Source organism: Maridesulfovibrio salinus (assembly GCF_055394525.1).
The window spans coordinates 1,335,780-1,349,978 of the sequence record NZ_AP042461.1; the positions used below are offsets into that span (position 1 = coordinate 1,335,780).

General features: G+C 47.2%; 11 protein-coding genes. 7 read left to right on the plus strand and 4 right to left on the minus strand.

All coding sequences use genetic code 11. From position 1 onward, the window contains the following. The first annotated feature begins 104 nt into the window (after positions 1-104). The 3 genes from ACZ5PW_RS05910 to ACZ5PW_RS05920 all read left to right on the plus strand — a co-directional run bounded on the left by ACZ5PW_RS05910 (position 105) and on the right by ACZ5PW_RS05920 (position 3,216). Positions 105-1,064 carry an amidoligase family protein gene (locus ACZ5PW_RS05910; RefSeq protein WP_464558873.1) on the plus strand — a complete coding sequence of 320 codons (960 nt, stop codon included), beginning with the start codon at positions 105-107 and terminating at the stop codon, positions 1,062-1,064. 14 nt (positions 1,065-1,078) lie between these two features. After that, complete coding sequence (locus ACZ5PW_RS05915) at positions 1,079-1,876, plus strand: gamma-glutamyl-gamma-aminobutyrate hydrolase family protein (RefSeq protein ID WP_464558875.1); 798 nt, start codon at positions 1,079-1,081, stop codon at positions 1,874-1,876. Between the two features lie 230 nt (positions 1,877-2,106). After that, positions 2,107-3,216: a metal-dependent phosphohydrolase gene (locus ACZ5PW_RS05920; protein WP_464558877.1), complete on the plus strand. Its 1,110-nt coding sequence runs from the start codon at positions 2,107-2,109 to the stop codon at positions 3,214-3,216. Positions 3,217-3,504: 288 nt separating this feature from the next. Here ACZ5PW_RS05920 and ACZ5PW_RS05925 read toward each other — a convergent pair whose 3' ends face one another. Continuing rightward, entirely contained in the window at positions 3,505-3,804 is a 300-nt protein-coding gene (locus ACZ5PW_RS05925; protein WP_464558879.1) for a TIGR03905 family TSCPD domain-containing protein, read from the minus strand. A 291-nt stretch (positions 3,805-4,095) separates the two neighbouring features. Here ACZ5PW_RS05925 and ACZ5PW_RS05930 point away from each other — a divergent pair, with 291 nt between their 5' ends. Further along, entirely contained in the window at positions 4,096-5,439 is a 1,344-nt protein-coding gene (locus tag ACZ5PW_RS05930; RefSeq protein WP_464558881.1) for a radical SAM/SPASM family putative metalloenzyme maturase, read from the plus strand. A 38-nt stretch (positions 5,440-5,477) separates the two neighbouring features. Here ACZ5PW_RS05930 and ACZ5PW_RS05935 read toward each other — a convergent pair whose 3' ends face one another. Then, positions 5,478-6,302 carry a DeoR/GlpR family DNA-binding transcription regulator gene (locus ACZ5PW_RS05935; protein ID WP_464558883.1) on the minus strand — a complete coding sequence of 275 codons (825 nt, stop codon included), beginning with the start codon at positions 6,300-6,302 and terminating at the stop codon, positions 5,478-5,480. Between the two features lie 593 nt (positions 6,303-6,895). On the opposite strand from ACZ5PW_RS05935, the gene ACZ5PW_RS05940 reads away from it, so the two are divergent. The 3 genes from ACZ5PW_RS05940 (at position 6,896) to glpK (ending at position 11,527) form a co-directional block, all read left to right on the plus strand. After that, positions 6,896-8,458 (plus strand): glycerol-3-phosphate dehydrogenase/oxidase, encoded by a 1,563-nt coding sequence (locus tag ACZ5PW_RS05940; RefSeq protein WP_464558886.1) that lies wholly within the window; start codon positions 6,896-6,898, stop codon positions 8,456-8,458. Between the two features lie 783 nt (positions 8,459-9,241). Beyond that, on the plus strand, positions 9,242-9,949 hold the full coding sequence (locus tag ACZ5PW_RS05945; protein ID WP_464558888.1) for an MIP/aquaporin family protein: 708 nt from the start codon (positions 9,242-9,244) through the stop codon (positions 9,947-9,949). Between the two features lie 90 nt (positions 9,950-10,039). Next, on the plus strand, positions 10,040-11,527 hold the full coding sequence (gene glpK / locus ACZ5PW_RS05950) for a glycerol kinase GlpK (RefSeq protein WP_464558890.1): 1,488 nt from the start codon (positions 10,040-10,042) through the stop codon (positions 11,525-11,527). Positions 11,528-11,729: 202 nt separating this feature from the next. Here glpK and lpdD read toward each other — a convergent pair whose 3' ends face one another. After that, the gene (gene lpdD / locus ACZ5PW_RS05955; RefSeq protein WP_464558892.1) at positions 11,730-12,098 is read right to left on the minus strand and encodes a prenylated flavin chaperone LpdD; all 369 of its coding nucleotides are present in this window, start codon (positions 12,096-12,098) and stop codon (positions 11,730-11,732) included. A 136-nt stretch (positions 12,099-12,234) separates the two neighbouring features. After that, on the minus strand, positions 12,235-14,166 hold the full coding sequence (locus tag ACZ5PW_RS05960; protein ID WP_464558894.1) for a molybdopterin biosynthesis protein: 1,932 nt from the start codon (positions 14,164-14,166) through the stop codon (positions 12,235-12,237). Positions 14,167-14,199 lie beyond the last annotated feature (33 nt).

A 14,199-nucleotide genomic window follows, 5' to 3' on the forward strand; every position in this document is an offset into this window, starting at 1 on the left:
AATCATAGCCATTATGATCTATTGTCCCGGAGCATATTCATGAATGCTGTTCAATTCCGGCAAGATGGTGCTCTTTGTTCAATTATATATAGTTTGGAGAAAAAATGGATTGGAAAATTCCCCCGCGTACTAAAACCGAGTCAGGCGAGTGGCGCAGAGTAGGCTTTGAACTGGAGTTCTCTGGAGTCGATCTCGAAAATTTAGGAAATATTGTTTCCGACAGTTATGGAGGGGATCTGCTTAAGGAGTCCCCTTTCAGCTACAAGGTGGTTGAAACTTCTTTCGGTGACTTCGGTCTGGAAGTTGATTCAATTCAGCTCAAGGACAGGAAATACAAAAAATTCCTGGAGGATATGGGGTTCAAGCTTGAGCAGAATGAAGTGGAAACAGTCGATAATACCCTGTATGATCTGGCTAAATTTGCTGTTCCCTTTGAGCTTGTCACTCCACCTGTTCCAATGAATAGGATAGAAGAGCTCGTAAAAATAGAGAAAGCTCTGCGAGAGACTCATGCCAAAGGAACACGCGCTTCGTTTCTGTATGGTTTCGGTATGCAGTTTAATCCAGAGTGTCCGGACCTGAAGGTTGAGACCATCCTGAGTTATCTGAGATCTTTTCTGGTCCTGCTCGACTGGCTTAAAGAAGAGATAGATGTAGATCTGACCAGAAGGATTTTTCCTTTCATAAATGATTTTCCCGAGAAGTATGTTCTTAAAATCTTCGAGAATGATTACGAACCTTCTATGGAAGAATTCATGGCTGACTACCTTGAAGATAATCCAACCCGCAACAGACCTCTGGACCTGACTTGTCTGCTTGCTCACATTGATAAGGATTTTACCTTGAGCAGAGTAAAGGAGCCGGAACTGATAAAGCCCAGACCTGCTTTTCATTACAGATTGCCTGATTGCCGTATAGATGAGGATGAATGGTCCATGGCTCTGGAATGGAACAGATGGATAAAGGTAGAAGAACTTGCTGGAGACCCTGAAAAACTTAAGAAGAAGTGTAGTGAATATCTCGATAAAGCTTCAAAAAGGATTATTCCGGGTAAGTTGCTGTAGTAAAAGGAGTTGATATGCCAGAGCAGAGCCCACCAAGGATAGGTGTTTCCACCCCTGCCAGAGGGGGGATGGCCGCATGGATTTTTTTCTGGTTGAATATAAGGCTTGCCGGAGGGGTTCCCGACCGCATAACTCCGGAAAATTATCATGCACAAAGAAAGTTTGACGGGCTGATTATCGGTGGCGGGGCAGATATAGACCCCGCCCTTTACGGCGAGGAGAAGCTCAAAGAAATATTTGATAAGTCCGGTTCTGCTGACTTCAGGATCCGGGATATTCCTCGCAAAATTCTTTTGAGCGCCGTTGCTGTGCTGGCTTTCGGCCTGCGCAGGATTCTTGGGTTGAAACATGCGCCCGGTGAATCCCGTAAACGTGATGCCCTGGAGGTAACACTGATTCGCAGAGCTTTTGAGAATGACATTCCTATGCTTGGAATTTGCAGGGGAATGCAGCTCATCAACGTTGTGAAAGGCGGATCTCTCCATCAGGAGATCGCGGATGTCTATGAAGATGTTAGTAATCCCCGCACTGTACTTCCGCATAAAAAAATATCTATCAAAAAAGACAGCATGCTTGCTGAAGTGCTCAGCAGAACTTCTCCCTATGTAAATGCTCTCCATCATCAGTCAATCAATGAAGTGGGGCAGGACCTGGAAGTTGTGGCTGAATGTGACGCAGGGATAATTCAGGCGGTGGAAGGCCGTAGTAATCGTTTCCTGCTTGGGGTTCAGTGGCATCCGGAATTTCTTGTGCAGTACAGATCGCAACGCAGGATTTTCACGGCTCTTGTTAACGCTTCCGCTAAGGTGTGAATGCTTTTCACTTATGTTTGATTTTTGGATGGAAAAGTCCATTAACTTTGTATTCTATTCTGCTGTCTTTCCCGCTCATGACAGCTCTAGACTGTAGCTGACAAAGCCTCATCGTCCTTATGTCACCCAAAGGCAATGGTTCTGCCATAAATATGAAAATAATATTGTTCATATCTATCTGGTCAGGAGTGACGGGGGTGTAAATCAGAATTATTACAAGGAGCTTTGTCGTGGAAAGACGTGATTTTATTAAATTGGGAATTATGACCGGGGCCGCAGTGGCTTCTTCTGCCTTACCAGCTGCTGCATCTTCTTACACACGGTTCACAGTTGATGAATGTCTGGCTCTTACTCCGGGCCGGATGTCTGAAAAATCAGGTGCTGTGATGCAGTCCTGGAAATATATTCAGACTCAGGCGGGAAGCATTGTTAATCCCGGGATTCGTAAAGGGGTGGTTGAAATAATCCAGAATCCTTCTCCTAAACTGCTTAATGCGGTTAAAGGGAGGATGAAAGAAGTATATCGTGAGCTGGATAAAAACGGGTGGCTGGAGAATGGCTCTTCTGAGGAGTTTCTCCCGGAAAACGGTTCAGCGTCCAAGGCAAACCAGCCTTTTTATTCTGCTCCGGGCAGCGGGTACTCAAGCCATCACAGCTACCCCGGAGGACTGGCTACTCATACCGCTCTTAACGTCAAAATGTCTCTTGCTTTATACAACAACTATAACGATATCTATGGGTTCAATCTTGATCGTGATGTCGTAATTGCCGCTCAGATTCTGCATGACCTGCACAAACCGTGGGTTTTTCAGTGGGAGAAAAACGGAGCAAGCAGGACTGAACAGAAGCTGGCCGGAACTGGTGAACATCATGTCCTCGGAGTAGCGGAAAGTATCGTACGGGGACTTCCGCCCGAAGTTTGTGTTGCTCAGGCATGTGCACATAATCATCCCGGATTCAGCAAAGACGAAGCTTCTCCTGTGCGCTGGTTGAAAGCCGCAGCTGTGATCGCCGGTGTTGATCCTGTTAAAAGCGGACTGCTGGCCGAAGATGGTGAAACCCTTCCGTTGCAGCGCAGTATGGAAGCTTTTGTAACCCATCTTGGAGATCATGACTGGGTTCTTACGGTTCCCGCTGCCAAGTGGCTGATTCCTGCAATGGAGGAAATTGCGATGGAAGATTACGGATTAAGCCGGAATGAGCTTGGTACTGCAAAATTTCACGCTTTGAGAAACGTGGTTTTCAGTCAGGCTACCATCATGACCCTTTATCATCAGCTGCAGAAAAATGGTAAGGAAGCACTGCGCAAGGAAGTTCATTCTATAGTTAAGCCTGTATAACCGAGGACTTTGCGACTGGCAGTCATGCTTATGGGAAATCTATTCTGCGAGTTGAAGCATAGCACACCGCAGGCATATGCCGGTAGACAGGAAGATTGAAGGTCTTGAAATTCATACTTCCGGGCATACCCAGCTTTCTGCATTGTTTATGAATGCCTCAGGGGTAAACTTTCACTTATAATATTTAAGAAGAATTGTTCATAAATCTTTTTGGTTACTTAGAATATTTAAAAGCCGCTTCATCCATTCAGGATTAAGCGGCTTTTAAAATATTTTCGGATTGTTACTTTATAGATGCTCGCGTAGAGCATTGCAGAGTTGATCAGCACAGGAAGTGGGCTTTTTGCCGCAGGTAATACCGCTCAGTTTTTCAATTATTTCTCCCAGTTCCATGCCCTTAACCAGTGCGGAGATCGCTTTAAGGTTTCCGTCACATCCCCCGGTGAAGTTTACGAAAGTCAGTCTTCCGTCTTCGATGGCAAAGCGGATCATTTTTGCACAGACCCCTTTGGGGATGAAAACTTCAGAGTCGGCTGGAAAGTCCACGCCGTCCAGGGGAGCCATAGGCTGAAGGTTCAGGTTCTCCATTTTAATTATCCTTTACTTTTTTGATTTATATCATACCCGTCTTGAAAGCTTGCGGGCATAGTGATTGAAAATGAAACAGTTCTACTTTTTGATCATGAAATCAAGTTGCAGGTCAAGGGGAGGCAGTGCGGTATAAGGCTTGAAATTATAAATTTTGCCAATTGGCAAATAAGCAAAATTCTGTTTAAATGCCTGAACTGTTATGAACATCATTGAATACTCAAATAATAAATATCAATACTCATGGGTTGTTGTATGAGCAATTTAAAGTTCGGACAAAAGGGGTTCCAAGTGACGGATACTGTAGATTTATCGGTAAAGAGTCTGGCCGGGGGACTTTTTCCAAGTAGGTTACAGGTCGAAGTTACAACACGCTGCAACATGAATTGTTCTATGTGTGTAAAATATGCGCCGGGCAGCCATATTGAAGAGGAGGATTTGGAACTTGAAACTTTCAGGAAACTGGGACCGGCTCTTGAAAAATGCATGTTTTTGGTTCTTAATGGTATCGGTGAACCTTTGCTGCATCCTCGTCTTGCGGAAATGGCTTCATTTGCAAGGGAGCGGATGCCCAAAGATGGCTCCATCGGTTTTCAGACCAATGGGCTGCTTTTAACGGGGAGACTGGCCAGCAAGCTTGTGCTGTCCGGGGTGGATACTTTTTGTGTCTCGGTTGATTCACTGGAATCCAAAAACAATGTGGGTTGTGAATTGCACGGTCAGGCAAGTGTGGAAAGGCTGGAACGAAGTCTTGCCCTGCTGCGCGAAGCAGCGGATGAAGCCGGGCGTAATATCCGGCTGGGCGTGGAGTTTGTGCTCATGAAAGATACTTATGAGCAGCTTCCCGAAATAGTTGAATGGTCCATTAAACAGGGAGTGGACTTTATGGTGTGCTCTCATGTTTTCGCATATGATCCGGCGATGCAGGAACAGAGCCTGTTTAATCCCAACACCACGGCTGCAACAGATATTTTCAATAAGTGGAAGCAGATAGCTCAGCAGCAGGGGCTTGATATTCACGATTATTTTAAAGTGCTCTGGCGGATTAAGAAAGAAGGTCCGGTGAATGAATTTCTGGAGCTTGGCAGGAGTATGCGCGAGGAGGCAAGAGCCGAAAACGTATGGCTTAATCTTTCCAGCCTTTTTGAATGGGATAAGAAACAAGATGAAGAGTGGAGCTTACGTGTACGGGAGATTTATGCAAAAGCCCGACATCTTGCTGAAAAGCACGGCCTTGATCTGCAACTTCCCCCGCTGAACGCGCAAAATGAACTGCGCTGTTCATTTATGGAAGATGATGTGTGTTTTGTTACTTCGCAAGGCGATGTCAGTCCCTGCCAGTTTCTCTGGCATGGCTACACCTGTTATATGGACGGCAGTGAAAAAGTTATCAAGCCGAAGATCATGGGTAGCCTCAAGGATACAGAGATATTGGAAATATGGAGATCTAAAGAGTATTCCGGTTTTCGAAGTGAGGTTCTGAAGTATGAATATCCCTACTGCTCAAGCTGCCCGATGGTCCCGTGTGATGACATAATCGGCAGGGCCTATGATTTTGAGTTCGATTGCTTTGGTGGAACTGTCCCTTGCGGTCACTGTCCTTGGGCCATGGGCGGTCTGAAGTGTCTTATCTGATATACAAAAAAGGGTTGGCTTAAGCCAACCCTTTTAATTTATTCTCTATTACCTGTTTCTGTGACGTACAGTTCAACCTCTTTTGATTTCATCAGGTCCTGGAATACCTGTGGAGGTTTGCGGTCTGTGAATATTGCGTCAATCTCGGAGAGATCGGCTATACGGACCATCGCGTTGCGGTTGAACTTGGTGTGGTCGGTGACCAGAAAGATATTGCGGGCGTTGTTTATGATTTCGCGGGCTACCCTTACTTCGTGATAATCATAGTCAAGAAGGGTTCCGTCTTCATCAATCCCGGAAACGCCGATAATCCCGTAGTCCACCTTGAACTGCCTGATGAATTCAACGGTAGCTTCTCCTGTAATTCCCTTGTCCCGCTGGCGCACCATGCCGCCTGCAACGATAACTTCACATTCGTTTTCACTCATGGTCAGTGCAACGTTCAGGTTGTTGGTGATAACCCGCAGTGCCTTATGGCCGGAGAGAGCTTTGGCTACCTCTTCGGTTGTTGTGCCCAGGTTGATGAACATTGAAGCTCGGTCCGGGATGAGCTTGGCCACCATTTCTGCGATCAGCCTTTTTTCCTGATGCAGAATGTTCCGTCTTGCGCTGTAGTCTACGTTCTCAACGCTGGAGGCCCGTCCAGCTCCACCATGGAATCTTTGCAGAAGCTTGTAATTGCAGAGCTTGTTGATGTCGCGTCTTATGGTCTGGGGGGTGACTTCAAAGTGCTGGGCCAGAGTCTCGATAGGGGCGAAGCCTCTGTCACTGACGATATCGAATATTTCCCGCTGCCTCTTGGACAGTGAGTCGAGATTGAATTTCTGCCCCTTTTGTTTTCTGGGTCTAGTCTGTTCAGTCAAAATGACCGTCTCCTTCCTTTCTAATATGAACAAGCCCATTAAGTTGAAACGAGCTTTGCTGTCTAAATTATGTTTTCACATCGACCAAATGTTTCATTTTGGCAGGTAAAGTGAAAAAAATACCCGTCTAATATTTAATTATCTAACAGTTGATAGCGCGACTAGCAAGGCAAAGTCACAGGTTCAGATGCAAACTGCAATCTTTCAAAGCATATCGGCAGTACCTGTTTTATGATGATTTTGTCTATGCCGGACTACTGTTTTTATGTTATAATTCATAACGTGTTTCAATTATTGAACAAAATTATAAGTGTTGTTTCGGTGGATTATTTTGATACGCATAAAGGTTCGTTTTTGTTTGCTTTAAAAAAAAATATTCAATTTCGAAAATATTTTCTTGTCATTTTGTTTTCAGTATGTCACATTTTGATCAAAAGCGAAACATGAAGAGGATGTATCAAGTGTTTTGCTTGAACAAAGTTATTGGGGTGGAGGCCTTAACTGTGTGGGATTGCAGTTTAAAAGTGGTTCGGCTTCCGTTTTATTAAATATTTTGTCCGGCGTAACCGGCCGGAGAGAGGGTGGTTGTTGTTATGAAACGTTCCGATTTTATCCAGCAGGTGGAAGACAGTTCAAAAGTCTGGGATTTCATTATTATAGGTGGGGGAGCAACTGGGCTTGGTGCCGGACTTGATGCAGCCGCCCGTGGTTACTCCGTTCTTCTTCTGGAGCAGGGAGACTTTGCAGAAGCCACTTCCAGCCGCAGTACCAAAATGGTTCACGGCGGAGTAAGATACCTTGCTCAGGGTAACATTTCCCTTGTAATGGAAGCTTTGCATGAGCGCGGTATTCTTAAGCAGAATGCTCCTCACATGTGCTACAACCAGAAATTCATCGTACCTGACTATAAATGGTGGGGTCTCCCTTACTACGGAATCGGGCTCAAGTGTTATGACATGCTGGCCAGAAAATACAGCTTCGGTCCTTCTCAGATTTATTCCAAAGGTTCCGTTATCAAAGAGGTGCCCGGAGTTCTCGGTAAAAAACTCAAAGGTGGCGTTACCTATCATGACGGTCAGTTTGACGATGCCCGTCTGGCTCTGACCCTTGCCCGCACCATGGCTGACATGGGTGGTTCTCCCTTGAACTACGCCCGCGTTACCGAGCTGGTGAAAAGCTCCACCGGTTACGTTTGCGGCGTGAAAGCGGAAGATAAACTGACCGGCAAGTCTTACGAAATCAAAGGTAAGGCTGTAATCAATGCTACCGGAATTTTCACTGATGATGTAATGAACATGGACAACCCCGCCCACAAAAACCTCATTGCTCCAAGTCAGGGTATCCATATTGTAATCGACCGCGAATTTCTCGGTGGTGAGACCGGAATCATGATTCCCAAAACTGATGATGGCCGTGTTATTTTCTTCGTGCCCTGGCACGGCAAGGTTGTTGTCGGTACAACTGATACTGCTCTGGATTCCGTATGCATGGAACCCAGACCTCTTGAAGAGGAAATAGATTTTCTCGTGGAGCATTCTGCAAGGTATCTTGCCAAGGCTCCTACCCGTGCTGATGTCTTAAGTGTGTTTACCGGTATCCGTCCCTTGATTGCTGCTGGTGATGCCGAGTCTACCTCTGCACTCTCAAGGGATCATTACCTGACAGTTTCCCCGAACAAGCTGCTGACCATTGCCGGTGGTAAATGGACTACCTACAGGCATATGGCTGAGGACTGCATTGATAATGCAATCGAAATGGGGGGACTTCCTTTCCGTCCTTCTCCGACCAAAAACGTCAAGTTACACGGTTATACTACTGATTTCGATCACAACGACCACATGCATGTCTACGGTAGCGAGGCTTCCGAGATTATGGCTCTCGCTGAAGAACTGCCTGAGCTTGATGCAAGGATGCATGATAATCTCCCTTATTCCTGGCTGGAAGTTGTCTGGGCTGTTCGTCATGAATGGGCTCACACTGTCTCAGATGCGCTCTCCCGCAGAACCAGAGCTCTGATTCTCAACGCCAAGGCTGCTGCTGAAGTTGCACCTAAATGTGCCGAAATCATGGCTAAGGAACTTGGTAAGGATGATGAGTGGATCAAGCAGCAGACTGAAGAATTCGCTGCTCTGGCTAAGAATTATATAGTAGATTAGTAATACTCTGACCGTTTCCGCAAAGTCTGCCGGGTGTCTGCACTTCACCTTTGAGTCTTTGTCGGGACCGCGTCTGTCTCCTCAGCCGCTTGTGGCAAAAGGGCCTACTCCCTTTTGCCACGAGTGAGCAAAGAATGTTGCCTGCTCCAGTTCGGACAGCAGCACGCTCCTGATGGCGCCGCGTAAGGTCAGAGTTCATATAAATTTACACCCTTGTGGTGTTCCGTATTCTCCAAAGAGCGACGGGGGCTTCCCTCTCCCGTCAACCCCTTCCCTTTGCCGTCGGTTACCTGGGCCGGCGGCTTTTCTTTTTTTGCTTGCCAAATCTTCAGTAATTAACCACAAAGTATAATTGATACGCTGTTCGGTTGCTGTGTTGCAGAATAATACTTTTTCGATTGTGAAACAGTGTGACGTTTTTGCTGCTTAATCTACACGCAAAGAGTAGGGTAATCTTCAAGTTCTCGTAACACATGGCTTTGTGTCGTAATAGATTGATGGCAGCCACTTACGTGCATTTTATTGTCTCTTTAAAAAAAAATGCATACGTTCATGTCTGCAACTGTTTAAAATCAGTATTTTTTTACTAAAGCGAAACATGATTCTCAAAAAATATTTTCAATTTCGAACATTATGGGCTTGATTTTTTGTTTTTTACAAAATAGTGTCAGAGCAGAGGAAATGGAAAAGCGTTGGGCCCTACCCCGGCGCGAGGTGGTATTCGTTTCCGAAAAGAAACGGATTTGTCATTAACTGCTTTAAGCGATGTGGGAGTGATTGATTATGAGTCCTTTTTTAGGCGAAGTGATTGGTACTTTGATTCTTACCCTTTTCGGGTGTGGCGTGGTTGCCAACGTACTTCTTGAAAAATCCAAAGGTCAGAACGGTGGTTGGATTGTAATCACCATGGGTTGGGGGTTTGCAGTTGCATTTGCAATTTATGTTGCCGGTAAATACTCCGGTGCGCACATTAACCCCGCTGTTACCGTTGGTCTTGCTGCCGGTGGATATTTCCCCTGGGCACAGGTTCCCATTTACCTTGCCGGTCAGATGCTCGGCGGTTTCCTTGGTGCAGTACTCTGCTACTTCACCTACAAATGCCATTGGGGCCCGACTGAAGATGCCGGCCTCAAACTGGCTGTTTTCTCTACCGGTCCTGCTATTCCCTGCACAGCAGAAAACTTTCTCTGCGAATTTATCGGTACTTTTTTCCTGGTGTTCATCATTCTCGGTATCGGTGCCAACGAATTCACCCAGGGTCTTAACCCCCTTGTTGTAGGTTTCTTCATCGTATCCATCGGTCTCTCCCTCGGTGGTCCCACCGGATACGCCATCAACCCTGCTCGTGACCTCGGTCCCCGTATCGCTCATGCTCTTCTGCCCATTCCCGGCAAAGGTGGCAGTGACTGGGGATACGCCTGGATTCCTGTTGTAGCTCCCCTTTGCGGTGGTGTTGCAGGAGCGTTGGTGTACAAGGCTCTCGTAGGCTAATTGAAGTCGGGTTTAATAAGATTAATACCTAGCAACATGGAGGGTGAAGTTGTTCTTTGCCCTCTTTACAAAGAATAGGGGAATTTTAAAATGGAAAAGAAATACGTTCTTTCTATCGACCAGGGTACCACCAGCTCTCGCGCCATTATTTTTGATAAAGCTGGCCAGATTGTAAAAGTAACCCAGAAAGAATTCACCCAGATCTTTCCCAATCCGGGTTGGGTCGAGCACGATGCAATGGAAATCTGGTCTTCTGTCCAGTCCGTAGTTGCTGAAGCTCTCGCTGATGTTGCCGGTGAAGAACTGGCTGCAATCGGTATCACCAACCAGCGTGAAACCACTGTTGTTTGGGACAAGAACACCGGTAAGCCTGTTTATAACGCAATCGTATGGCAGTCCCGCCAGACCATGGACATCTGCAACGAGCTTAAAGAAAAGGGGCTTGATCCTGTTGTCCGTGAAAAGACCGGTCTGCTTATCGATGCATACTTCTCCGGTACCAAGGTAAAATGGATTCTCGATAACGTTGAAGGCGCTCGCGAGAAAGCAGAAAACGGCGATCTTCTTTTCGGTACTATTGACACATGGCTGGTCTGGAAGCTCACCGGCGGCGCAGTTCACGTAACTGACTACACCAACGCTTCCCGTACTCTCATGTACAACATTCACGAACTTAAGTGGGACGAAGAAATTCTCGAAGCTCTCAATGTTCCCGCTTCCATGCTGCCCGAAGTCAAACCTTCTTCCGAAGTTTACGGCAACACTCACAAAGACAAGTTCCAGGGTATGGAAATCCCCATCTCCGGTATGGCCGGTGACCAGCAGGCAGCTCTGTTCGGTCAGGCTTGCTTTGAAGAAGGTATGGCCAAGAACACTTACGGAACCGGTTGCTTCATGCTCATGAACACCGGTGAAAAAGCAGTACCCTCCAAGAACGGCCTGCTGACCACCATTGCATGGGGTGTTGACGGTAAAGTTGAATACGCTCTCGAAGGTTCCATCTTTGTTGCCGGTTCCGCAATCCAGTGGCTGCGTGACGGTATGAGAATGTTCCGCGACGCGAAAGACTCCGAACTTTACGCAACCCGCGTTCAGGGTGCTGAAGGCGTTTACATGGTTCCCGCTTTCGTTGGTCTCGGCGCTCCTTACTGGAATTCCGAAGTCCGCGGCGCTGTATTCGGTCTGACCCGCGGTACCACCAAAGAACATTTTGTTCGTGCTACCCTCGAGTCTCTCTGCTACCAGACCAAAGACGTTCTCTCCGCTATGGAAGCTGACTCCGGCATCGAGCTGGCAAGACTCCGCGTAGACGGCGGCGCAGTTGCCAACGACCTGATGCTCCAGATTCAGTCCAACCTTCTCGGTGTACCCGTTGAACGTCCTTTGTGTATTGAAACCACTGCTCTGGGTGCTGCATACCTTGCAGGCCTGGCTGTCGGTTTCTGGGCAGACAAGAACGACATCAAAAAGAACTTCGGCATTGACCGTGAGTTCGATCCTAAAATGGAAACTGCTGAAGCTGATAAGCTTTACGAAGGCTGGCAGAAAGCTGTCGAAGCTACCATGGCTTTCAAATAAGACAACATACGCAGCCCAGCTGCATCTCACTGTATACGAAAAGGACGTCGCTTGCGGCGTCCTTTTTGCTTTGCCATTAAGAGAAAAATGAAGTGAGATCGCTGATTCAAGAATGGGAGCAATTGGCAGACTTGTCTGGGATGTTTTGGCTGACAGGGGCAAATGGATTTGTATTGCGGTAAATGAGGCAGAGCAGGTAAACCTATCTTAATTTTATGAAAGCTTCCTCAATCAGTTCTTCCGAAGCCTCAAGGACTGCTGAAATTTCCCGTTTGCTTGCTTCCTTTAAGTGGATACCACAAGAGACTGAGACCGTGCAGGAGCATGCGCAGGATAGCTTATATGCTATTCTGCGGGCCAGTTCATCTTCTTTATGTCCGGTAACGTTCAAAAGGGATACTGAGGCATCAATCTTATTATTGTCACTTAACCGGGGGTAGGGAATGGCAAGTGCCACTGCACCGATATGAGGGGCGTCTCCACCGCTTAAGGCAACACACAGGTCCTTGCCCATATGAATTACCTTCATCTCCAGAGTAAAACGGGGAGTCTTTTTAATAAGGCTGATCATGATAGTTCCGTTGAGATATAAGATATTGAAATTTGCTTAGGCTGCGTACAAGTAATTGCCCCATCCGAATTGATTACGAAAGGGGCAAAAAACTATCATAGCTATATCGAATCATGTTCGCTGATCTTGTTCAGCGTTAGCCAAGCCCTGTACCCGGTTTCATCTCCTGTCCGGTTAGAGGGGTGTCATACCCACCCAGATTACTGATTTCTTCCTTGACCTGCTCGGAACGAATGAGATTGATAAGGGTTCTGACCCTTACATCGTCCAGATATTCATTGGGAATTATGAGATCGTACCGTTCAAGGGCCAGAGGAACAAAGTCCAGATCAAGTGCTCTGGCAGCTGCGTAAATACCCAGCCCGCAGTCCGCCGCCCCGGTAAGAACGTTTGCAGCAACAGTCATGTGAGTGAATTCTTCCCGGTCGTATCCGGCAATATCATCAGGCTTCAATCCAGCCTTCTTCATGTGGTGGTCAAAGAGGATTCTGGTTCCCGCGCCTCTCTGGCGGTTGATGAAATTTATATTCCCGCCTGAAAGGGATTCAATGCCGCTGATATTTTTAGGATTTCTCTTGGGAACAATAAAACCCTGATGGCGTATGGCCAGATTGAAAACAGTCACTTCAAGTCCCGGGAGATATTTATTGAGAAACGGAAAATTGAAGTCACCGGATTCCGGGTCGAAAAGATGAGCCCCTGCGAACAGTGCCATGCCATTTTTCAATGCAGTCAGTCCGCCCATTGATCCAGCATGGGTGGAAACAAGGCGCAACGGTGTCTGAGCACCCATGAGCATATCCCCGAGCATGTCCAGGGTGTTGTCATGGCTTCCAACATGCATGAGGACTTTATTAAGAGCAGAGCGGGTGGAGAAAAGTTCAACCTGCACTGAGTCACCCATCTCAACCCCTTCACTCACTGCAGGAACCCGTGTGAATCCCTGGGCTTTAGTCAGGGTTGTGATCATGCCGGCTCCTCTGGCTAGCGGAACCCCGATATAATCTTTCCCGACCTTGCCGACCGCCAGACGGACGATTTCTTCCTGCCCGGGTTTGGAGGGTGTGCGTCTTGCCAGTTTGACATCAACCTTGTGGCGTTCAGGTTCGTATCTACCAGAAAGCCATGAAATTACTGGGGTCAGTATATCTTCAAAGCAGACAACGGAACTGACCGGATATCCCGGTGCACCGACCAGAAGCCTGCCCTGAGCTGTACCCAGAACTGTGGGTTTGCCGGGCATGACAGCAATTCCGTGGACCAGTACTTCTCCCAGATCCTGAAAAATTTTGCGGGTAAAATCCTTGCTTCCCGCTGATGACCCTGCTCCGACAACCACTATATGCGAATCGCCAAGAGCTTTTTTAACTGCCTTTTTGAGTCGGTCTTCCCGGTCCTGAACCGGAGGCAGGGCGGTGAATTCAATATCAAGTCCTGCTGCCAGACCCTTGAAAACTTGAGAGTTGGATTCAATGACTTCACCGGGTTTTGGCGTCGGACGGTCCAGAAAGGGCAGAACCTCGTCTCCGGTAGGGATGAAGGTCATGCGTATTTTTTCATAAACCTGAATCTCATATATACCCGCAGAAAGAAGGGCACCTATATCAAATGGGGATATCGTGTGATTGCGGGGTAAGAGCATTTCTGTTGCTACAATATCTTCACCTATGCGGCGTACATGCTGCCAGGGGAATGCCGGAGACTCGATGCTGATTGAACCTCCGCTGTCTACGACATTTTCAATCATTATGACCGCGTCCATTCCTTCTGGCAGAGGATTTCCTGTATTGACCGCAATGCACTGGCTGTCTTTGTCGAGAGTTACGGGTTGACCTTCCCGTGCAGCAAATGTGCTTTCGCTTTTCACCGCAAATCCATCCATTGCTGCGGAGTGGTATGTCGGGGATGAGCAGCGCGCGGTTATCGCTTTGGCTGTTACCCTGTTGAGAGCCTCGTGAACGGGGACAGTCTCGATCTTGATCAATGCTTCACGGTCAAGAGCTTTAATGGCGGTTTCCACCGCTTCAGGTACGGGCACTGTCTTCAGGTAGATATTGCGGTCGCTCATTTTTGAATCCTCATCTTGTCATCCCCGGCCAAT